This window comes from Stenotrophomonas sp. a6, from assembly GCF_030913325.1.
In the GTDB taxonomy this organism is placed as follows: domain Bacteria; phylum Pseudomonadota; class Gammaproteobacteria; order Xanthomonadales; family Xanthomonadaceae; genus Stenotrophomonas; species Stenotrophomonas maltophilia.
Window position 1 is genome coordinate 530451 of sequence record NZ_CP133161.1, and the last position, 21307, is coordinate 551757.

Below are 21307 nucleotides of genomic sequence, written 5' to 3' on the forward strand. Positions count from 1 at the left end.
GGGCCGGGGGCGGGCCGAGCATGGAGTCTCCTCCGCTCCGCGTGTCGCTCCCATGTCGCCCGCCGCCGCCTGCCTGCTGAACCCGTCCCGCCGCTGCCGCTGCGGAGGTGCCCGATGAGCGGCGTGGTCGGGGCCTGGCTGCCGCCCGCCGAGGACGAACACCTGCTGCAGCAGCTGGCGCCAATGCTGCGCGCCCTGCAGCAGCGCGGCCGGGGGCGCATCGGCTACTGGACCGACGCCGAGGCCGGCCTGGCGCTGGGCCACTGCCGGGCGCCAACCGATACGCCGTTGCAGCCCCTGAGTTCGGACTGTGGCCGTTACGTGCTGTGCCTGGATGGCCGGTTGTACAACCGGGCCGACCTGCAGTCGCAGCTGCGCGATCTGCCACGCAGCTGCAGCGATGCGCGGCTGCTGCTGCAGGCGATCATCGAATGGGGCGTGGAACGGGCGCTTTCCCGCATCGAGGGCGCGTTCGGTTTCAGCGTATGGGACCGCGAGTCGCGCGAACTGTGGCTGGCCCGCGACCCGGTTGGCGAGCGGCCGCTGTACTACGGCTGGTACCAGGGCCGGTTCCTGTTCGCCTCGGAAATGAAGGCACTCCAGGCCTTTGCCGGTTTCGCCCCGAGCATCGACCAGGATGCGCTGAGCCTGCTGCTGCGCCATGACTACGTGCCGGCACCGCACACCATCTACCGCGGCATCCACAAGCTGGTGGCAGGCGCGATGCTGCGCGTCGATCTGAATGACCATGCGGCTGGCGGCTCCAGCCAGGCCGCACAGGGTGGTTCACGCTACTGGTGCGCACGCGATGCGATGCAGAGCGCACTGCAGGAACCGCTGCTGCCGGCGCCGAGCCTGGAGCAGGCGACCGACCAGCTGGAAACTGCGTTGCAGAAGGCCATCGCCGCACGCATGCATTCGCCGCTGGCCTGCGGTGCGTTCCTGTCCGGCGGCACCGATTCCTCGCTGGTGACGGCGATGATGCAGGCACAGTCGACGCTTCCGATCGAAGCGTGGACGGTTGGCTTCGATGATCCCGGCCATGACGAGAGCGATTGGGCCTCGCAGGTCGCGCGGCATCTGGGCGTGCAGCATCATCTGCACCGGATGGATGCGCGACAAGGCCTGGATCTGCTGCAGCGGCTGCCGCAGGTCTGGTGCGAACCGTTCGCCGATGCCTCGCAGCTGCCGACCCTGCTGGCCAGTGAACTGCTGGGCGCGCGCAAGCCGGTGGCCCTCACCGGCGACGGTGGCGATGAACTGTTCTTCGGCCACCCCAGCTATGGCCGCGCGCTGCGCAATGCGCGCCTGTGCGGTGGCCTGCCGGACTGGGTGCGTGATCTGGCGCGGCGCAGCGGCAACCGCATGAATGTCGAGCGCGGCCGCCTGGGCGGCTGGCGCGCACTGGTGGCGGAAGTCGCCGCCAACGACGTGGAAGGTCACTACCTGCAGCGCGTGACGCGCTGGCGGCAGCCGGCGCAGGTGGTGCTGGGTGCACGCGAGCCGATGACGATCTTCCAGCAGCAGGACACGGCGCTGCCGGCCGAGGCCCGCATCCAGCTGCTGGATTTCCGCATGGATCTGGCCGAGGGCATCCTCGCCAAGGTTGATCGTGCGGGCATGGCGGCGGGCGTGGAGACGCGCGCGCCGCTGCTGGACATGGAGGTGGTGCGGTTGGCCTGGCGCCTGCCGCAGCACCTGAAGTACCACGATGGGGAGCACAAGCGGATCCTCAAGCATCTGCTGGCACGCTATCTGCCGGAGCCGCTGGTGTATCGCCCCAAGCGCGGCTTCGGACCGCCGATGGCGCGCTGGTTGGCGGGCCCGCTGCGCGACTGGGCGGAAGCACTGCTGGACCCGCAGCTGCTGCGCAACCAGGGCTGCTTCGATGCGGCACGCGTGCGCGGCATCTGGGAAGCGTTCCTGCGTGGCGAACGCAAGTGGCACACGCACCTGTGGAACGTGCTGATGTTCCAGGCGTGGCACCAGCACTGGCACGGTGGTCGCGGGCGCTGAGCCGTTCCTGCATCGCGTGCGGCGGGTTCAATCTGCGCGGCGCAGGGCGGATGCCCTTGCGTACGAATGTCCTCCGGCGCCGGCCGTTGGCCGTCACCTCCCCCTTTACTTCGTACGCAAGGGCATCCGCCCTGCGTTCGGAGTTCGTCGGCGCCTCATTGAAGGCAGATTGTTCGCAGCCTTACCCACCGCAAGCCGAGCCTCGTCGGGGCGGGCAGGGGGTTGGGCAAAGTAAAGGAGGAGGGGACGGCCAACGGCCGCCGCCGGGGGACATTTGCCCAGGCCCCTGCTTGTCTCGGCGGGGCCCGTCAGTTCGCGGGGAATCGGGACGAAGACACGCGTGTGGCGGATTCATTCTGCGTGGCGCCGTGCGGATGCCCTTGCGTACGAATGTCCTCCGGCGCCGGCCGTTGGCCGTCACCTCCCCCTCTACTTCGTACGCAAGGGCATCCGCACGGCGTTCGGAGTTTGTCGGCGCTTCCTTGAAAGGCGGCCGCGTGCTGCGCTTTCCTCACCGCACGCCGAGCCTCGTCGGGGCGGGCAGGGGTTTGGGCGAAGTAAAGGAGGAGGCGACGGCCAACGGCCGGCGCCGGGGGACATTTGCCCAGGCCCCTGCCTGCCCCGACGGGGCCCATCAGCTTGCAGAGCCATAGGACGAAGACGCACTTCGGAATCCAAACGACAGGCAAAAAAAGACCCGGCAGAGGGAGGGATCTGCCGGGTCCGGATTGCGTGGGGGGAGGGACCCACGCAATGAGCGTTGCGTCGCGTCAGTGGTTGTTCGCGTCCGCCGTTGATTCGTTGTAGCCCTGCACCAGTTCGGACCAGGCCTTGCCGGCCTGCAGGCCGAGACCGACCACGTCTTGCTGGGCCTGGCCCAGCCGCTGCAGGTTGTCCTGCCACAGCTGTGCGCCCTTGTTGAGCATCCCGGCCGTGTCGTCACTACGGGCCAGTTCCCCCAACCAGCCGCCGGTCGCGGTCAGGTTGCGCTCCATCGCCTTCAGCTGCACGCCGAACATGCTTTCCGCGTTCTCCAACGCCAACCGGTTCGCGCGGGTTGCTGCGGCTGCGAGCTGGCGGGTGGCATCACTGAAGCGATCGCTGAAGGCGGCGGCCATGGGGCATCAGGGAGTGGCTTGATGCATTGCAGCATACGCCGTTGATGCGGCAATGCAACAAAAATAACAAAGGCGCCCAAGGCGCCTTTGAAACACCTTTCAGATCAATGGGTTGATCAGGCCGTCGGGCCGCGGTAGCGGCAGCCGGAGGTGCAGGTTTCGTGCACGGTGATCTCGCTCAGCGCCGGCAGGCTGGGCTTGAGTTCGTTCCAGATCCACGCCGCCAGGTTCTCGCTGGTCGGGTTCTCCAGGCCGGGGATGTCATTGAGGTAGTGATGGTCCAGGCGGTCGTAGATCGGCTGGAAGGCCGCCTTCACGTCGCCGAAGTCCATGATCCAGCCGGTCTGGGCCCCCGGCTCGCCCTCGACCTTCAGTTCCACCCGGAACGAGTGGCCATGCAGGCGCGCGCACTTGTGCCCCGGCGGCACGTTGGGGAGGCGGTGCGCCGCCTCGAGCATGAAGACTTTGAAGATTTCCATGGCGCGATTGTACGCCGCAGGTGGCCGGCCATCCTGAGCGTATGTTGGGCTTTCGTGAAGTAACTCTTTCCATCCGGATGAAGAGATGATAGTTTCTCTTATATCCGTATGAAGAGATGTTATTGGCCGGACCCCGGCCAGGCATGGACTACTGCGGAACTACGTCGCCCTTTCCACCTCCCCCACATCGTCATGCCCAAGCACACCCTGCTCGTGGCGGCCCTGGCCGTCGCTCTGGCCGCGCCTTTGTCCGCCGCCGCCGAAACCTCCGCCGATGCCAGTGGCGAAGCCAGTACCCTGGCCGCCGTGCGCGTCACCGGTTCCAACATCAAGCGCACCGATACCGAGGCCTCCAACCCGGTGCAGGTGATCGGCCGCCAACAGTTGGAACAGACCGGCAAGGCCACCGTGGCCGATGTGCTGCGTTCGATCTCGGCCAACACCGGCAACGCCAGCAACGAAACCACCAACAATGGTTGGGCGTCCGGCTCGGCCGGCATCGGCCTGCGTGGCCTGTCGCAGAAAAACACGCTGGTGCTGCTCAACGGCCGTCGCCTGGCCAACTACGGCTTCCCGGCCGGTGGCCTGTCCGACACCTTCGTCGATCTCAATGCGCTGCCGCTGGTCGCGGTCGAGCGCATTGAGGTGCTCAAGGACGGCGCCTCGGCGGTGTACGGCTCCGACGCCGTGGCCGGCGTGGTCAACATCATCACCCGGCAGAACTTCGAAGGCGCCGAGATCGGCGGCAGCTTCGGCGGTGCCGACCAGGGCGGCCTGCACGAGCAGAACCTGAAGTTCGTCGGCGGCCTCGGTGATCTCGACACCGATGGCTACAACATCCTCTTCAGCCTGCAGGGGTACAACCGCGAGCGCCTGGACCAGGACGAACGCAACCTGACCAGGAGCGGCATCTACACCGACAAGCCGGGTGGCCGCTGGAACGGCTGGTCGGCCAAGGGCGCGCGCTACCTGGTCAACGGCGTCTCGGTGCCGATGCTCGATGCCAACGGTAACTGCCCGACCGGCACCACCCGCGTGGCCAGCGCACCGATCGACGGCCTGGCCGGCGACACCTGCGGCTTCAACCAGGCACCGTTCACCACGCTGATCCCCTCGACCAAGCGCTACCAGGCCTACGCCAACGGTACGTTCCGCCTGAACGACAACGTCGAAGCGTTCGGCGAAGTGCTGTACAGCCAGATCAAGAGTGCCGCGTGGTTCGGCAGCAGCCCGTTCTTCACCCTGGAGAGCGGCCGCTTCGCACTGAACGCGAACAGCGGCCTGGCAGAGCCGGTGTCGTCGCTGCTGCCGGCCAACAATCCGTACAACCCGTACGGCCGCGCGATCCCGATCGAGTACACCTTCTTCGACCTGGGCGGCACGATCAAGACCAACCGTTCCACTGCCTACCGCGGCGTGTTCGGCCTGCGTGGCACCACCGCGTCGTGGGACTGGGAAGTGGCCGCGTTCGGTGCACGCAGCAGCGAGCGCGAGAGCGTGTCCGGTGGCTTCGCCAACCGCTGGGCGCTGGCCGACGCGCTGGCCACGGGCAGCTACAACCTGCTCAACCCGGCGGCCACGCCGCAGTCGGTGCGCGATTCGATCAACATCGCCACGCTGCGTCCGGCCGAATCCAAGCTGCAGGGTATCGATGCGAAGATTTCCGGCAGCCTGGGCCATACCTGGGCCGGCGAGATCGGCTTCGCTGCGGGTGCCGAGTGGCGCCGCGAAAAGCTCGACTCCAACAACCCGTGGCAGATCGATGCCGGCCTGCAGGTGCGCCCGGCCATTGCCGAAGTACACGGCAAGCGCCAGGTCAGTGCGGCCTACGCCGAAGTGAACGTGCCGCTGGCCTCGACGCTGGAGCTGTCCGCCGCCGCGCGCGCTGATCACTACGATGATTTCGGCGATGCGTTCTCGCCGAAGATCGGCCTGCGCTGGCAGCCGCTGGATGTCCTGCTGGTGCGTGCGTCGGCGTCGAAGGGCTTCCGTGCACCGTCGCTGTCGGAAAACTCCAACAGCACCAGCATCGCCTACGGCAGCGTGGTCGACCCGCGTGATCCGGACGTGCCGGGCTCGCGCCAGAACCCCACCTTCTTCACCGTCGGCAACAACGAACTGAAGCCGGAGCGCACCAGGAGCGTCAACTTTGGTGTGGTGCTGTCGCCGTGGGCCAACACCAACCTGAGCGTGGACTACTACCGCATCCAGCTGGACAACCTGGTCGGCACCAACAACACCCAGACCCTGGTCAACGACAACGTGGCCGGCGCCGTGCAGCGCGATGAGCGTGGCAAGCTGCAGGCGGTCTACAACCGCTACCAGAACCTGAGCGAGCTGAAGACCTCGGGCATCGATGTCGAGCTGCGCCAGCGCATCCCGACCGCGGCGCTGGGTGACTTCACCGTGTCCTCGGCCTACACCCACGTGCGCGACTACCGTCGCCCGACCGTGGTCGGTGGGCCGCTGGTCGACTACGCCGGCAGCAACCTGGGCGCGACCCTGCCCAAGGACAAGGCCACCACCACGCTGGACTGGAAGTACGGTGATTTCAACGCAGCCGTGACCTGGTACTACACCAGCAGCTACCGCCAGGAGGCCAGCACCGCCGCCAAAGCCGTGCAGCAGCGCGTCGGCAGCTACAGCCAGTACGACCTGTACCTGGCCTACACCGGCATCGACAAGCTGACCGTGTATGCCAAGGTGCAGAACCTGGCCGACAAGACGCCGCCGTACGACGCCTCGTTCCCGGGCATCCGCGCGCCGTACGACTTCAGCCAGTACGACCTGCGTGGCCGCTACTTCACGCTGGGGTTCGATTACCGCTTCTGATCCATCCGCCGCGGCCGGTCACCTGAGGGGACCGGCCGCGCGATCGTCTGCCGTTGTGTTCCAGGGGAGTCACCGTGTCCTTGCATCGCCGTGCCGTTCTTCCGTTGCTGCTTGCCGCCGCCACCGCCCTGTCCTCGCCGCAGCCGGCGCGGGCACAGAGCGCGTACTTCTTTCCGCAGGTCACCGACGCAGCGGCGTTCGATGCAGCGGTGCCCACGCCGGAGCAGTTCCTCGGCTACCCGATCGGCAGCCGTTACACCCGGCACGACCAGCTGGTGGCGTACTTCCAGGAACTGGCGAAGCGTTCCGACAAAATCAGCGTGCGCGAGATCGGTCGCAGCTATGAGGGCCGCCCGCTGCTGATCGCCACCGTCACTGCTGCAGGCAATCATGCGCGGCTGGAGCAGATCCACCAGCAGCACGCGACCCTGGCCGATCCGGCGCAGCCGCGCAGCGCCGCCGGTGACAGCCCGGTGGTGGTATGGCTGGGCTACAGCGTGCACGGCAATGAGACGTCCAGTGCCGAAGCGGCGATGCTGACCGCTTACTACCTGGTGGCCAACCGCAGCGCGGAAACCCAGCAGTGGCTGCAGCAGGCGGTGGTGCTGTTCGACCCGGCGCAGAACCCGGACGGCCGTGATCGTGCCGCCAACTGGCACAACGCCTGGGCCTCCGACCCGGCCTCGGCCGACCCGGCCGACAAGGAGCACGTCGAGCCGTTTCCGCAGGGCCGCACCAATCACTACTTCACCGATCTCAACCGCGACTGGCTGGCCCTGACCCAGCAGGACTCGCGGCCGAAGGTGGAGGTGTTCCACCAGTGGTACCCGAACGTGCAGATCGACTTCCACGAAATGGGCAAGGACAGCACCTACTACTTCGAGCCTTCGCCGAAGAGCATGCACAGCCCGCTGATTCCGGCGGCATCGTATGAATTCAACAAGACCCTGGCCAAGTACCACGCGCAGGCGCTGGATGCCCTGGGTTCGCTGTACTACACCGGCGAGAATTTCGACAATTTTTCGCCGGTGTACGGCTCCACCTACCCGGACTTCCATGGCGCTGTCGGCGTTACCGTCGAGCAGGCCAGCTCGCGCGGTCGCGTGCAGGAATCGGTGAATGGCCTGCTGACCTTCCCGTTCACCATCCGCAACCAGGTCGCCACCGGTCTGGGCACGGTGCGCGGCGCGGTGACCGAACGCAACGGCCTGTTCGACCTGCAGAAGCAGTTCTTCCAGAGCGCGTTGAAGCAGGCTGCGCAGCAGCCGGTGAAGAGCTTCGTGTTCGGCGACGCGCATGACCCGGCACTGACCCGTCGCCTGCTGGAGCTGTTGCTGTTGCATCGCATCGAGGTGCGCGCGCTGGATCGTGCAGTTACTGTCGATGGGCAGCGCTTCGATGCCGGCAGCGCCTACGTGGTGCCGGTGCAGCAGGCGCAGTTCCGCCTGGTGCATTCGATCTTTGCCGAAACGCCGCCGATCAAGGGGGATGTGTTCTACGGCAGCACCAGCTATGCGATCGCACCGGCCTACGGTGTGGCCTTCGCCGGCAGCCGCAGTCGCATCGAAGGTGGCGCCCGCGTGGCCGCGCTGCCGGAGGAGCAGGGCGCGGTCTTGGGTGGCCAGGCCGGCTTCGCCTATGTCATCGACTGGCGCGACTACAACGCCGGGCGTGCGCTGGCGTTGCTGCAGGCCAAAGGTTTGAGCACACGCGCAACGTTCCAGCCATTTACCGCTTCGACTGCACAGGGCGAGGCCGATTTCGCCGCTGGCAGCATCGTTGTTCCGGTGGCCGGGCAACCGCTGCAGGGCGCGGCGCTGCTGGATGCGGTGAGTGCTGCTGCACGCGATGCCGGCGTACGCGTACATGCATTGTCCAGCGGCCGCAGCCGCGAAGGCATCGACCTCGGCAGTGATGGCGTCAAGGCGCTGCGCAAGCCAGCGGTGGCACTGGTGATGGGCGAGGGCGTGGCCGCCACCGAGATCGGCTCGGCCTGGTTCCTGCTCGACCAGCAGCTGCACCTGCCGGCCAGCAAGCTGGATCCGCAGCAGCTGGGCAAGGTGCCGCTGGACCGCTACACCACGATTGTGTTGTCCGGCGGTACCTATACGGGCGTCGATGCCACGGCGGTGGCTGCACTGAAGCGCTGGGTGCAGGCCGGTGGTTCACTGGTGACCTACGGCAGTGCCTCGAAGTGGGCGATCGAGCAGAAGCTGGCCGACGGTGAAAAGCTCGGCAAGGAAGAAGAGGCTGCTGATGCAAGTCGCTGCGCGTTTGGCGACCAGCGCGACATCGCTGCGATCGAGCGGGTCAGCGGCAACATTCTCAGTGCCGACGTGGATACCAGCCATCCGCTGGCATTCGGCGTGCCGCGCCGGCAGCTGGCGATCAACAAGGAGAACACGGTGACGCTGCAGCCGAGCGCGAACCCGTTTTCCACGGTGGTGCGCATCGACACGCCGCCGCGGGTGAATGGCTATCTGTCCGAGCGCAACCGCACGCGGGTGGCGGGTAGTGCGTGGCTGCTGGTGTCGGCGCAGGGGCAGGGCAACGTGGTGCTGTTTGCCGATGACCCGGCGCACCGCAAGTACTGGCACGGAACGGACCGACTGCTGATCAACGCGATCTTCTTCGGGAATCTGGTGAATCCGAGTAAAGCGCGGGGTTGAGGGTTTGCGCGCCTTTGTTGACGCGTGTGGGGGAGGCCGGGCGGGCTGCGCAGGACACGCCGTAAACCCGTCCTTGGGGGCTCGATGGCGCCATCCTTGGCGCCAACGGTCCTGCGCAGCCCGCCCGGCCTCCCCTCGACAGTTTCCTGCGGGCGCGGACGCATCGAACCCCAAGGCGGGAGCAAGGGCAGAAGCAAAGCCAGGAATTGCGGCTTCGGCTTTTGACTTTGAATTTGAATTTGATCTTTCTTCTCCCGGCTACCCGGCGGGACAAGAAGGCGCAGGTAATGCTTGAAGCGGATGGGCATGGGGGCAGCGCAGAACCGTTGGCGCCATGGATGGCGCCATCGAGCTTACATGGACGTATTTACAGCGTGTTCTGCGCTGCCCCCATGCCCATTCGCCCTCGGTACTGCCACCGCGTGCTTTATCACCCGGTAGCCCGCAACAAAAAAGGACGGCGCGTCAGCGCCGTCCCTCGATAGCCCCCGCGCAGCGGGAAGCACCCTCGATGTCAGCTGGGATCAGCCAGCGCGACCACCGCCGCCACCCTGGCCACGACCGCGGCCGCCACCATTGCCACCACCGCCACGGCGCTGGCCCTGGCCGGCACCTGCACGCTGCTGGCCATTGCCACCGCCTTCGCGACGGCCACCGCCGGCCTTCTTCGGGCCTGCGTGCGCGTGGCGCGGCGCATCACCGTGCGGACGGCGCGCATGGCTCTTGCGCGGTGCGCGCTCGCCGGTATCGTGCTCGGCCTTGCCCGGCGCACTGTTGCCCCAGCGGATCGGCACCTGCAGCTCGAAGCCCGGTACATCGCGGATGTCCATGTCGCGGCCCAGCAGGCGCACGATCGCACGCAGCAGCTTCACTTCATCCTGTGCCACCAGCGAAATCGCCTGGCCGGTCGCGCCGTTGCGGCCGGTACGGCCGATGCGGTGCACGTAGTCCTCGGCCACCATCGGCAGGTCGAAGTTGATCACCTTCGGCAGCTCGTTGATGTCGATGCCGCGCGCAGCGATATCGGTCGCCACCAGCACGGTCACGCGGCCGGCCTTGAAGTCACCCAGTGCACGCAGGCGCTGCCCCTGGCTCTTGTTGCCGTGGATCGCCGCGGTCTTGATGCCCGACTTTTCCAGGAACGAGGCCAGCTTGTCGCTGCCGTGCTTGGTGCGGGCGAACACCAGGGTCTGCTCGCGGCTGTCCTGCGCCAGCAGGTGCAGCAGCAGGTCGCGCTTGCGACCGGCATCGACCGGGTGCACGCGGTGGGTGATGGTTTCGGCCACGGTGTTCTTCGGCGTCACCTGGATCTGTTCCGGGTTGCGCATGAACTCCAGCGCCAGCTGGCGGATGTTGTCCTCGAAGGTGGCCGAGAACAGCAGGGTCTGCCGGTTCTGCTTCGGCAGCTTGGCCAGGATGCGCTTGATCGACGGCAGGAAGCCCATGTCGAGCATGCGGTCGGCTTCGTCCAGCACCAGCAGTTCAATGCCGGACAGGTCGATGCTGCGACGCTCCAGGTGGTCGATCAGGCGGCCCGGGCAGGCCACCAGCAGGTCCACGCCACGGCGCAGGATGTCCAGCTGGTTGCCCATGCCGACACCGCCGTAGATGCAGGCGCTGGGAATGCGCAGGTACTTGCTGTAGCCGCGCAGGCTGTCGTGCACCTGGGTGGCCAGTTCGCGGGTCGGTGCCAGGATCAGCGCGCGCGGCTTGCGCGGGCCGCTGCGCACTTCCTGCGAGGCGGTGCCCAGGTGCTGCAGCAGCGGCAGGCCGAAGGCGGCGGTCTTGCCGGTGCCGGTCTGTGCGCCGGCCAGCAGGTCACGACCGGCCAGTGCCAGCGGGATCGCCTGCTGCTGGATCGGGGTCGGGTTTTCGTAGCCCTGCTCGGCAAGCGCACGCAGCAGGAAGGGCGCCAGGCCCAGCGATTCAAAAGACATTGAGTTTGCTCCAAGTACAAGAAACGCCTGTCCGAACGGACAGACGGGGGCAGATCAAACTGATCGGCTGACTCGGAGCGTTCCCGTGAACCGCGCTGCGAGAATTGGGTGCAGCCGGCACGAAGCGCAGGCTGGAATGCGTGACGAACGGCGTCGGAGTGGGGGCGGGCGAAGAGGGCGGACCCTGGTCGCCGGCGATCCCGGAGGGAAACGGACGGCCGCTGCAGACTGCGCAAGTCTAAACGATGTTTGAGACTTCACGCAAAAAGACCTGTTCAGGTAGGGGTTCTCTCTGCAGGGCTGCGCCCTGCACCCGCAGAGGCTGAAGCAACGTCAAAGGCCGGGTTCCTGTGGGAGGCGGGGTGGGTCCGGTGGCAGGGGGCGCTGCAAGTACGTCCATGTAAGCTCGGTCGCCGCATCCATGCGGCTCACGCCCCTGTCACCGGACCCACCCCGCCTTCGACAGTTTTCCGCGATCTGTCGAATCTCATTCGATCAATTTCGGTGTCTGACGGATCTCGACGATGAATGATGTGGATGTTCGATCAGTCATTGGGAACCTGTCGGGGGTGGGGCGGTGTGGGTGGGCAGGACCGTTGACGCCATGGATGGCGCCATCGAGCCCCCATGGACGGGTTACGGCGTGTCCTGCCGGCCCACACCGCCCCGCCCAACCAGCAGAAAGCCAGAGCCGCTTTTGACGTTGCCGTTGCTGTTGCATTGAGCAGGTGCAGGGCTGCAAGCCCTGCCGAACCCCCCACTACGGTAGGGTGGGCCGATGCCGCGCTGCAGCTTGGCGTCGCCGCAGATTTGATTACACTTGAAACTTGTTTGCCCACGACTCCGGACACCCACCCATGAAGCTTGGTTCTTTGAAGGAAGGCGGCCGCGACGGCACCCTGATCGTCGTCTCGCGTGACCTGCGCCACGGCGTGCGCGCCACCGGCATTGCCGCCACCCTGCAGCAGGCTCTGGAAGACTGGAGCCACATCGCGCCGCGCCTGAACGCCCTGTATGAATCGCTCAACGCCGGCGACGCCGATGGCGTGTTCGACCTTGACCCGCAGGCACTGGCCGCGCCGATGCCGCGCGCCTATGAGTTCGTCGATGGCAGCGCGTACCTGCCGCACGTCGAACGCGTGCGCCGTGCCCGTGGCGCCGAGGTGCCGGAGAGCTTCTACACCGATCCGCTGATGTACCAGGCCACCAGTGCCGGCTTCCACGGCCCGCGCGATGCGGTCAAGGTGGTCAGCGAGGACTACGGCATCGACCTGGAAGCGGAGATCGTGGTGATCACCGACGACGTGCCGATGGCCGCCACCCCGGAGCAGGCGGCGGGCCATATCCAGCTGGTCGGCCTGGTCAACGATGTCTCGCTGCGCAACCTGATCCCGGGCGAGCTGGCCAAAGGCTTCGGCTTCCTGCAGTCCAAGCCGCGTTCGGCGCTGTCGCCGGTGTTCGTCACCCCCGACGAACTGGGCGCTGCGTGGCAGGACAGCAAGGTGCACCTGCCGCTGCTGACCCACATCAACGGCAAGTGGTTCGGTGCACCGGAAGCGGGCGTGGACATGCAGTTCAATTTCGCCCAGTTGGTCGCGCATGCGGCCAAGACCCGTCCGTTGGGCGCCGGCACCATCGTCGGCTCGGGCACCATCGCCAATGAAGACACCAGCAAGGGTGCGTCGTGCTTCGCCGAGCAGCGCGTGGTCGAAACCCTGCGCGACGGCAAGCCGAGCACGCCGTTCATGTCGTTCGGCGACGTGGTCCGCATCGAGATGCTCGATGCCGCCGGTAACAGCATCTTCGGTGCGATCGAGCAGCGCATCGAACAGGCCGCCAAGCCCTGAGCATGGAGGCGGCCATGGAGATTCCGGTCGACGACGGCATCGTGCTGTACACCTACTGGCGATCCAGCGCCGCCTACCGCGTGCGCATCGGCCTGGAGCTGAAGGGCCTGGCCTGGGAGGCCCGGCCGGTGCATCTGGTGCGCGACGGCGGAGAGCAGCACCTGGACGCCTATCGCGCGCTCAACCCGCAGCAGCAGGTGCCGACCCTGCTGCATGAGGGGCATGTGCTGACCCAGTCGCTGGCGATCCTTGAATACCTGGACGAGCGCTTTCCGCAGGTGCCGCTGCTGCCGGCCGATGCCGCCGGCCGTGCGCGGGTGCGGGCACTGGCCCAGCTGGTGGCCTGCGACATCCACCCGATCAACAACCTGCGGGTGATGCAGTACCTGGAGCGCAGTCTGCAGCTGCCGGCCGATGCACGCACGCAGTGGACGCTGCACTGGATTGCCGAGGGCTTTGCGGCGATGGAAGCGCTGTTGGCCAACAGCCGTGACACCGGCACCTTCTGCCACGGTGACCGCCCCGGGCTGGCCGACCTCTGCCTGCTGCCGCAGCTGTACAACGCCCATCGTTTCGGCCTGGACCTTGCGCCGTACCCGACCCTTCGCCGCATCGAGGCCGCCTGTCAGGCGCTGGACGCCTTCGACCGCGCGCGCCCGGAAAACCAGCCCGACGCAGCCTGAAAGTAGAGGGACGGAGGGGATCAAGTCGCAAGTGCATTCACGACTTAATCCCCTCCGTCCCCTTTTTGCAGCAGTTGCGCGAGATCATCGCGGAACAGTGCATAGGCCCGTTCGCGGCGCGCGCCATCGCCTTGCCGCAGCACCCACGCCGGGTGCACGGTGGCGTAGCCGCGGGTGCCTTCCTCCAGCGTGTGCCAGCGTCCACGGTCGCGCGACAGATTGAAATCACGGCCAAATACCGAGGCTGCCGCGGTTGCGCCCAGGCAGACGATGAGCTGCGGCCGCACGCGCGCAATCTCGCCCATCAGCCACGGCCGGCAGGCCTGGATGTGGCGGCTTTCCGGCCGCTTGTGCAGCCTTACCTTGCCACGCCGCTCATGGTGGAAGTGCTTCACCGCGTTGGTCAGGTACAGCGTGGCGCGATCGATTCCCAGCTCGGCCAATGCGCGGTCCAGCAACTGGCCGGCAGGGCCGGCGAACGGCTGGCCGCGCAGATCCTCGGTATCGCCAGGCTGCTCGCCGATCACCATCACCTGCGCATCGGCCGGCCCCTGGCCGAACACCGTCTGTGTGGCGGTCTCCCACAGCGGGCACTGGCGGCAGGCGTTGGCCTGCTGTCGCAGCGTCTGCAGGCTGGCGGTATCTGGGCGCGCTGCCGCAGCGTCCCCACGCATGGGAATCCTGCGCTGGGGTGCCTGCGCGGGCCGGTCATGCATTTCCTGCACGCGATCGCCCGCATCGCGCACCAGGCGCGGCAGCAGCTGCGCCTCGGGCAGGTGGCGCCAGTATCTGGCCGGCATCTCCTGCATCATCATCCGGGTGTTGAGCCGGGCCGGATTGAAGATGCTGGCGTAATAGGTCTGCCACAGGGCCTCGCGCGCATCTTCGGCCGGGGCGTCCTCGCGGCGTGCGCCGGGGCCGAAGGTCAGCGCCTGTCCATCCCACGCCACGCTGCGCGAAGGAGTGAGGATCGCCCAGCGCATGCCGGTGAAGCGGCGTGCGAAGAACGGCGCGACCCGGTCGACGATGTGGTGCTGTGGCTCGAACCAGGCGATGAACGCATCAGGTTGGCCAGGCACCTCGCGGAAGCGCACGAATGCCTTCATCTTGTGCGTGTCACGGCGGACGGCCTGGGCCAATGTCATCGCACGCAGCACATCGGCATCGGCGGGATTGGTCAGCACCGCGCGTTCGCCATGGGTGATCCGCCACAGCAGCCGGTACAGCAGTGACAGGCGCTGCGGTTCGCTATGGCACAGGCAGGTGTCGGCCAGTTCCAGGAATTCGCGCGGGACGCCGGGAGCGCTTGCCTGTGCCGCCACCGGTGCCTGCTGCACCGGCGGCGCATCCAGCAGCGATGCCTCGCCGCCTTCGAGCCAGTCCAATTGCTCGGGCCGCACGCCCCGCAGCAGCGCATCACGCGCGCCGTCGCGCCAGGCCTGCAGCGACCACGGCGGATCCACCCGCTGCGACCAGCGCGGCGCGTCAGGCTGCCGGCGGTGCATCGAACAGTGATCCCTGGCGCGGCGGCGGGGCCAGTTGTGCTCGCAGTGCGGCCGGGTCATCCAGTGCCTTGCGCGGGTGATGGTCGGCCAACAGCACAAACGGTAGCAGTTTGCTCATCGGCGCCTTCAGGCGGGCGATGTCCGCCACGCGCAGGCGCCCGTGCCGGCGCGCCATCAGCACGCGCTCTGCATTGCGCACGCCCAGGCCGGGCACCCGCAGCAGCATTTCCTTCGGTGCACGATTCAGATCGACCGGGAAGCGTTCGGGATGGCGGATCGCCCAGGCCATCTTCGGATCGATATCCAGATCGAGCATTCCGCCCTGGGTGGTGTCGGTGATCTCGTCCACGCCGTAGCCATAGAAGCGCAACAGCCAGTCGGCCTGGTACAGCCGGTGCTCGCGTTGCAGGGGTGGGGGCTGCAGCGGCAGCTGCCGGCTGGCATCGGGAATCGGGCTGAACGCGGAGTAGTAGACCCGGCGCATCCGGTAACTGCCGTACAGGCTGTCGGCGCTGGCCAGGATCTGCTGGTCGTTGGCCCCGTCCGCACCGACGATCATCTGCGTGCTCTGCCCGGCCGGGGCGAAACGGGGAGGGCGCGGGCGTGCGCTGCGGCTGGCCGTCGGCGCCACTGCTGCGGGGGCCTTGCGCGCCTCCTTGGCTTCCTCGATGCGCCAACGCAGTTCGCCCATCGCGCCGCGTATCGAATGCACCGTCTTCTCCGGCGCCAAGGCGCTCAGCCCGGCTTCGGTCGGCAGTTCGACGTTGATCGACAGGCGGTCGGCGTAACGCCCGGCGCTGGCCAGCAGTTCCGGCGAGGCCTCGGGAATGGTCTTGAGGTGGATGTAGCCGGCGTAGCGGTGTTCTTCGCGCAGTTGCCGGGCCACCTCCACCATCTGCTCCATGGTGTAGTCCGCATTGCGGATGATGCCGCTGGAGAGGAACAGGCCCTCGATGTAGTTGCGCTTGTAGAAGTCCAGGGTAAGCGTGACCACCTCGTCGACGCTGAAGCGCGCGCGTGGCACATTGCTGGACACGCGATTGACGCAATAGGCGCAGTCGTAGACGCAGAAGTTGGTCAGCAGGATCTTCAGCAGCGATACGCAGCGGCCATCGGGCGTATAGCTGTGGCAGATGCCCATGCCCTCGGTGCTGCCGATACCGCCGCTGGCGCGCGAATCGCGCTTGCCCGAGCCGCTGGAGGCGCAGGAGGCGTCGTATTTGGCGGCATCGGCCAGAATGGCCAGCTTGCGGATGGTTTCCATTGAGGAAACCTACGGATGAGGGGTCTCATTGGATGAGACGGCCCCTGAATTCTTCAGGAAAAGGGGACGGAGGGGATTGAGTCGTAAGTGCATATACGACTTAATCCCCTCCGTCCCCTTTTTCGTGCGGTCAGAAACCGTGGGTGATGCTGGGTGCGCCGGCCGAGAAATCCGCGTATGGGTCATGCTCGCCGCTGCTGCCTTCGGACAGGCGGAACTTCAGCGCCAGGCCATCGCGCGAGTCGGCCGCGCGCAGCGCCTCCTCCTGCTCGATGGTGCCGGCCTTGGCCAGCCGGAACAGGCACTGGTCGAAACTCTCCATGCCCTCTTCCAGCGATGCTTCCATCGCCGCCTTGATCTCGTGCACCTGGCCGCGACGCAGCAGGTCGCGGATCATCGGCGTGTTGAGCAGCACTTCGGTGGCCGGCAGGCGACGGCCTTCCTTGTTCTTCACCAGGCGCTGGCTGATCACCGCACGCAGGTTCAGCGCCAGGTTCATCAGCACGTTCTTGTGCGCGCTTTCCGGGAAGAAGTTGAGGATGCGCTCGATGGTCTGGTCGGCGTTGTTGGAGTGCAGGGTGGCCAGGCACAGGTGGCCGGTTTCGGCAAAGGCGATCGCCGCCTCCATCGTCTCCGCGTCCAGGATTTCACCGATCAGGATCACGTCCGGCGCCTCACGCATGGCGTTCTTCAGCGCGTTGTGGAAGGCATGGGTATCCAGCCCGACCTCGCGCTGGTTGACGATCGACATCTTGTGCTTGTGCAGGTATTCGATCGGGTCTTCGATGGTGAGGATGTGACCGGTGGTGGTGCTGTTGCGGTGGTCGATCATCGACGCCAGCGAGGTGGACTTGCCGGAACCGGTGGACCCCACCACCAGTACCAGCCCGCGTGGGGTCATGATGACGTCCTTCAGCACCTGCGGCAGGTTCAGCTCCTCGATGCTCGGAATCCGGCTGCGGATGGCACGGATGACCATGCCCACTTCGCCGCGCTGCTTGAACACATTGACGCGGAAGCGACCGGCATCGGGCAGGGCGATGGCCATGTTGAGTTCCAGCTCGCGCTCGAACTGCGGCACCTGGCCTTCGTCCATCAGCGAGTAGGCGATCTTCTTGACCATGCCCGGCGGCAGGCCGGTGTTGCCCAGCGGATAGAGCTTCCCCTCGATCTTGATGTAGACCGGTGCCCCGGTGGTCAGAAACATGTCCGAAGCGTTCTTTTCGGTCATCAGCTTCAGGAAGTAGCCGATATCCATTGCGAATTTTCCCCAACGAAACGGCCGACGCCCGTTGCCAGCACGGTGTCGGCTTGACGACAATGGCCGTGAACCGACAACCGGTACGGCCTCCCCAATGAAACGACTTAGCTTCGCACGAATGCGCCACAGCCTGTATGTGATGGCGTTTGCATTCGCACTGTCTGCCCCGGCCTGGGCGCAGGATGGCGCGATGGAACTGGCCCAGGCCCGGCAGGCGGTCGACAAGGCCACCCAGGCCGATGCCGACCAGTACGCCCCGGACCTGATCGGGCTGGCCCGGCAGGGGCTGGAGCAGGCCCAGCGCGCCGCCGGCGACCGCCGCGAGCGCAAGAATGCCCCGGCCATGGCCCTGCGTGCCGCCGCCGATGCCGACCTGGCCCGCGTGCGCAGCGAGGAAGCCACCGTGACCGCGCAGCTGCAGCTGCGCCGCAACGAGGTCAACCAGCTGCAACGCCAGCTGTCGACCGGGGAGGATCGCCGGTGAAGCCGATGACTGCCGCAACCCTGGCCGCGCTGCTGGCGCTGCCGACCCTGGCCGTGGCCGCCGACAACCCGATGGTGGCGCAGCTGAGCCAGCGCCTGATGGCCATCCAGGCCAACCCGGATACCGCTGAGCTGGGCGCCTTCGAGCGCATGCAGGCCCAGCAGGCCATCGCCACCCTGGACAAGGCCAAGCGCCGCGACCAGGAGCTGGCCACCTACCTGGCCGAGCGCCGGGTGGAGATCGCCGAGACGGCCGTGCGTACCGCGCTGGCCGCCCGCGAGGTCGACCGCCTGGAGCGGACCCGCAGCGACCTGCTGATCGAGGCCAGCCGCCGCGACGCCGCCCGCGCCCGCCAGGAGGCCGAGCAGCTGCGCATGCAGGCACAGATGCAGGCCGAGGAGGCTGAACGCCTGCGCCAGGCCGCCGAGGCCGAGACCCTGGCCCGCCAGGACGCCGAGAACGCCCTGACCAGCGTCGCCGGCAAGCAGCAGCAGCGCCTCAGCGCCGCCCAGCAGAACGCCGCCAAGCTCGCCCGCGAGGAAGCCGAGCTGGTGTCCGGTCAGAAGCTGCCGGGCTCGAAGTTCGATGGCCGCGGCGAGGTCTTCACCTTCCGTGGCGATGCGTTTGCCGCCGGCGCCTCCAGCCTGTCCGGCGGCGCCCGCAACCAGGCCAAGGCGTTGGCCGAATACCTGAACATCGGCAAGAAGGGCCGCCTGCGCATCGAGGCTTACGACAGTGCCAACGGCGTAGGCCAGAAGCGTGCCGAGGCCCTGCGCGATGCCCTGGTTGCGGCGGGTGTCGCGAGCAACCGGATCCAGCTTGCCGGCAAGAAGGCGGCCTCCACCCAGGCACGTTCAGCCGAAGTCATCATCGCCCCGTAATTGCTTGATATTGTTTGTTTTTCGTTGTGATGAGCATTCAGCCTGAACCCCGCCCCGGCGGGGTTCGGTCTTTTTGCCGCAGGGGTCTTGTACCCCGCCTTGAGCAGGCGTAGGGTCAATCGTCCGGGACGCAATGCCGCGGACCGGACGATGGGAGGGCCGGGCCGATGCAAGCAGGGCGCGAACCGCAGCAGATCGACGTGCGCAGGCCAGTGCCGCAGGTCGTTGCAGGCGTCCAGGTGGCCATCGACCGGCGCTCCTCCATGAACAACGCCCCGTGCCTTGCGGCCGGGGCGTTCGTGTATCTGTCGAAGGAGGTCCATCATGTTTGAAGATCAGCCCCAGAGCGAGATCGACGCACGTCGCGCGCGTGATCCGGAGTTCAGGGCACTCCATGACCAGCACCGCAAGTTGAACAAGAAGTGCATGGACGCGGAGTTGGGTGTACTCCCGATCGATGATGTCACCCTGGGTCGCATGAAGCGCGAGAAGCTGCTGGCCAAGCAACGACTTCTGCGAATGTACGAAACACCGCTCCCAACGACGTCCCCCACGCTTTGACGCACCCCGTCACGCCTGGAACGGCGTGACCCGGCCATCGATGGCCCCGCCGGGCGCTCCTGCCCCGGCATCGCGGCACCGCCGATGAGGCGGCCGCGCCAAGGCACCACAGGCGGTGGTGCCTTGGCCTGCAGGCACAACTCACCGATGCGGGCGGTACCGGTCTCCTCGTCGATCCGGGGCCGTCCGCATCTCTTTCTGCGGGCTTGCGGCCCGTCTCCGCGCCGACCTGACATTCATCGCCATCCGACGGATAATCATCGGTCCGGCCCCCTGCGGCGCGAACCGAAAGTCCTCCGAATGCCCATTCATTCTTCCGTCCTCGAACTCATCGGCCAGACCCCGATCGTCAAGGCCCAGCGCCTGGACACCGGCGTCTGCGAGCTCTACCTGAAGCTCGAAAGCGCCAACCCGGGTGGCTCGATCAAGGATCGCATCGGCCTGTCGATGATCGAGGCGGCGGAGCAGCGCGGCGACCTGAAGCCGGGTGCGACCCTGGTCGAGGGTACCGCCGGCAACACCGGGCTGGGCCTGGCCCTGGTCGCGCAGCAGAAGGGTTACAAGCTGATCCTGGTCGTTCCCGACAAGATGAGCCGCGAGAAGATCTTCAACCTGAAGGCGATGGGCGCCGAAGTCCGCCTGACCCGCTCGGACGTGGCCAAGGGCCATCCGGAGTACTACCAGGACCTGGCCAAGACCATCGCCGAGCAGACCCCGGGCGCCTACTTCATCAACCAGTTCGGCAACCCGGACAACCCGGCCGCGCATGAATTCGGTACCGGCCCGGAGATCCTGGAGCAGATGGGCGGCGACCTCGACGCCATCGTGTTCGGCTGCGGCAGCTCCGGCACCATGACCGGCCTGTCGCGTGCCTTCGCCAAGCTGTCGCCGAAGACCGAGCTGGTGCTGGCCGATCCGGTCGGCTCGATCCTGGCCGAATACATCAATGACGGCGTGCTCAACGACAAGTCGGGCAGCTGGCTGGTGGAGGGCATCGGCGAGGACTTCCTGCCGTCGATCTCCGACTTCAGCCGCGTCAAGAAGGCCTATGCCATCAGCGACGCCGAGAGCTTCCACACCGCGCGTGAACTGCTGGGCAAGGAAGGCATCCTCGGCGGCTCGTCCACCGGCACCCTGCTGGCCGCTGCGCTGAAGTACTGCAAGGAGCAGACCACGCCGAAGAAGGTGCTGGTGCTGGTCTGCGATACCGGCAACAAGTACCTGTCGAAGATGTACAACGACTACTGGATGCTGGACAACGGCTTCCTGGAGCGCCCGCAGCACGGTGACCTGCGCGACCTGATCCTGCGCCCGTACGGCCAGCGCGACACCGTGGTGATCGGCCCGAACGACCTGCTGACCACCGCCTACCAGCGCATGAAGCTGTACGACGTGTCGCAGCTGCCGGTGATGGACGGTGACCAGCTGGTCGGCATCGTCGACGAAAGCGACGTGCTGCTGCACGTCTATGGTGACGAAGCACGTTTCCGCGACACCGTCGCCACGGCGATGGTCAGCAAGCTGGACCGGCTGGACGTGAAGTCGCCGATCGAGGCGCTGCTGCCGGTGTTCGACCGCGGCCAGGTGGCGATCGTGATGGACGGCAACGCCTTCCTGGGCCTGATCACCCGTATCGACCTGCTGAACTATCTGCGCCGTCGCGTGCAGTAAGCCGTTGATCGCCGACGTTCGCTGCTGAATCCCGGTTTATCCGCGTCAAAGGTCGTTAAGGCCGCGCTGGTAGACTTCCGCACCTTCGATGGCGCCGCG

Annotated in this window: 15 protein-coding genes; 9 read left to right on the forward strand and 6 right to left on the reverse strand. The window is 66.8% G+C overall.

The genetic code is table 11. The features are described from left to right. Nucleotides 1–114 precede the first annotated feature (114 nt). Nucleotides 115–2016 (forward strand): asparagine synthase (glutamine-hydrolyzing), encoded by a 1902-nt coding sequence (gene asnB, locus Q9Q79_RS02490; protein WP_065184083.1) that lies wholly within the window; start codon nucleotides 115–117, stop codon nucleotides 2014–2016. A gap of 770 nt (nucleotides 2017–2786) precedes the next feature. Here asnB and Q9Q79_RS02495 read toward each other — a convergent pair. Together Q9Q79_RS02495 and queD are read right to left on the reverse strand one after the other, a co-directional pair. Next, nucleotides 2787–3134, reverse strand: coding sequence for a phasin family protein (locus tag Q9Q79_RS02495; RefSeq protein ID WP_005407952.1), 348 nt, complete (start codon nucleotides 3132–3134; stop codon nucleotides 2787–2789). Between the two features lie 116 nt (nucleotides 3135–3250). Beyond that, nucleotides 3251–3613 (reverse strand): 6-carboxytetrahydropterin synthase QueD, encoded by a 363-nt coding sequence (gene queD, locus Q9Q79_RS02500; protein ID WP_065184082.1) that lies wholly within the window; start codon nucleotides 3611–3613, stop codon nucleotides 3251–3253. 192 nt (nucleotides 3614–3805) lie between these two features. On the opposite strand from queD, the gene Q9Q79_RS02505 reads away from it, so the two are divergent. Together Q9Q79_RS02505 and Q9Q79_RS02510 are read left to right on the forward strand one after the other, a co-directional pair. After that, the gene (locus Q9Q79_RS02505; RefSeq protein ID WP_024957081.1) at nucleotides 3806–6445 is read left to right on the forward strand and encodes a TonB-dependent receptor; all 2640 of its coding nucleotides are present in this window, start codon (nucleotides 3806–3808) and stop codon (nucleotides 6443–6445) included. 74 nt (nucleotides 6446–6519) lie between these two features. After that, a complete protein-coding gene (locus Q9Q79_RS02510) occupies nucleotides 6520–9114 on the forward strand; it encodes a M14 family zinc carboxypeptidase (protein ID WP_201861682.1) in 2595 nt (864 codons plus the stop codon). A gap of 524 nt (nucleotides 9115–9638) precedes the next feature. Here the strand turns inward: Q9Q79_RS02510 and Q9Q79_RS02515 are convergent. Further along, on the reverse strand, nucleotides 9639–11051 hold the full coding sequence (locus Q9Q79_RS02515) for a DEAD/DEAH box helicase (protein ID WP_005412154.1): 1413 nt from the start codon (nucleotides 11049–11051) through the stop codon (nucleotides 9639–9641). A gap of 857 nt (nucleotides 11052–11908) precedes the next feature. Between Q9Q79_RS02515 and Q9Q79_RS02520 the strand changes: the two genes are divergently transcribed. After that, entirely contained in the window at nucleotides 11909–12898 is a 990-nt protein-coding gene (locus Q9Q79_RS02520; protein WP_049434945.1) for a fumarylacetoacetate hydrolase family protein, read from the forward strand. A 14-nt stretch (nucleotides 12899–12912) separates the two neighbouring features. Next, on the forward strand, nucleotides 12913–13581 hold the full coding sequence (gene maiA / locus Q9Q79_RS02525) for a maleylacetoacetate isomerase (protein WP_005407958.1): 669 nt from the start codon (nucleotides 12913–12915) through the stop codon (nucleotides 13579–13581). Nucleotides 13582–13625: 44 nt separating this feature from the next. Here the strand turns inward: maiA and Q9Q79_RS02530 are convergent, their stop codons facing one another. The 3 genes from Q9Q79_RS02530 to Q9Q79_RS02540 all read right to left on the reverse strand — a co-directional run bounded on the left by Q9Q79_RS02530 (nucleotide 13626) and on the right by Q9Q79_RS02540 (nucleotide 17608). Then, complete coding sequence (locus tag Q9Q79_RS02530) at nucleotides 13626–15086, reverse strand: UdgX family uracil-DNA binding protein (RefSeq protein WP_201861690.1); 1461 nt, start codon at nucleotides 15084–15086, stop codon at nucleotides 13626–13628. Continuing rightward, the gene (locus Q9Q79_RS02535) at nucleotides 15067–16350 is read right to left on the reverse strand and encodes a putative DNA modification/repair radical SAM protein (RefSeq protein WP_005407960.1); all 1284 of its coding nucleotides are present in this window, start codon (nucleotides 16348–16350) and stop codon (nucleotides 15067–15069) included. The genes Q9Q79_RS02530 and Q9Q79_RS02535 overlap by 20 nt, the downstream gene beginning before the upstream one ends. A 130-nt stretch (nucleotides 16351–16480) precedes the next feature. After that, entirely contained in the window at nucleotides 16481–17608 is a 1128-nt protein-coding gene (locus tag Q9Q79_RS02540; RefSeq protein WP_004141526.1) for a PilT/PilU family type 4a pilus ATPase, read from the reverse strand. Between the two features lie 121 nt (nucleotides 17609–17729). On the opposite strand from Q9Q79_RS02540, the gene Q9Q79_RS02545 reads away from it, so the two are divergent. The 4 genes from Q9Q79_RS02545 (at nucleotide 17730) to Q9Q79_RS02560 (ending at nucleotide 21208) form a co-directional block, all read left to right on the forward strand. Further along, nucleotides 17730–18095, forward strand: coding sequence for a DUF4398 domain-containing protein (locus Q9Q79_RS02545; RefSeq protein WP_005407961.1), 366 nt, complete (start codon nucleotides 17730–17732; stop codon nucleotides 18093–18095). Further along, nucleotides 18092–18976, forward strand: a complete 885-nt coding sequence (locus tag Q9Q79_RS02550; RefSeq protein WP_005407962.1) for a hypothetical protein — start codon at nucleotides 18092–18094, stop codon at nucleotides 18974–18976. The genes Q9Q79_RS02545 and Q9Q79_RS02550 overlap by 4 nt, the downstream gene beginning before the upstream one ends. 324 nt (nucleotides 18977–19300) lie before the next feature. Beyond that, the gene (locus Q9Q79_RS02555) at nucleotides 19301–19537 is read left to right on the forward strand and encodes a YdcH family protein (protein WP_005407964.1); all 237 of its coding nucleotides are present in this window, start codon (nucleotides 19301–19303) and stop codon (nucleotides 19535–19537) included. Between the two features lie 300 nt (nucleotides 19538–19837). Then, nucleotides 19838–21208: a pyridoxal-phosphate dependent enzyme gene (locus Q9Q79_RS02560; RefSeq protein WP_005407965.1), complete on the forward strand. Its 1371-nt coding sequence runs from the start codon at nucleotides 19838–19840 to the stop codon at nucleotides 21206–21208. The last annotated feature ends 99 nt before the right edge of the window (nucleotides 21209–21307 follow it).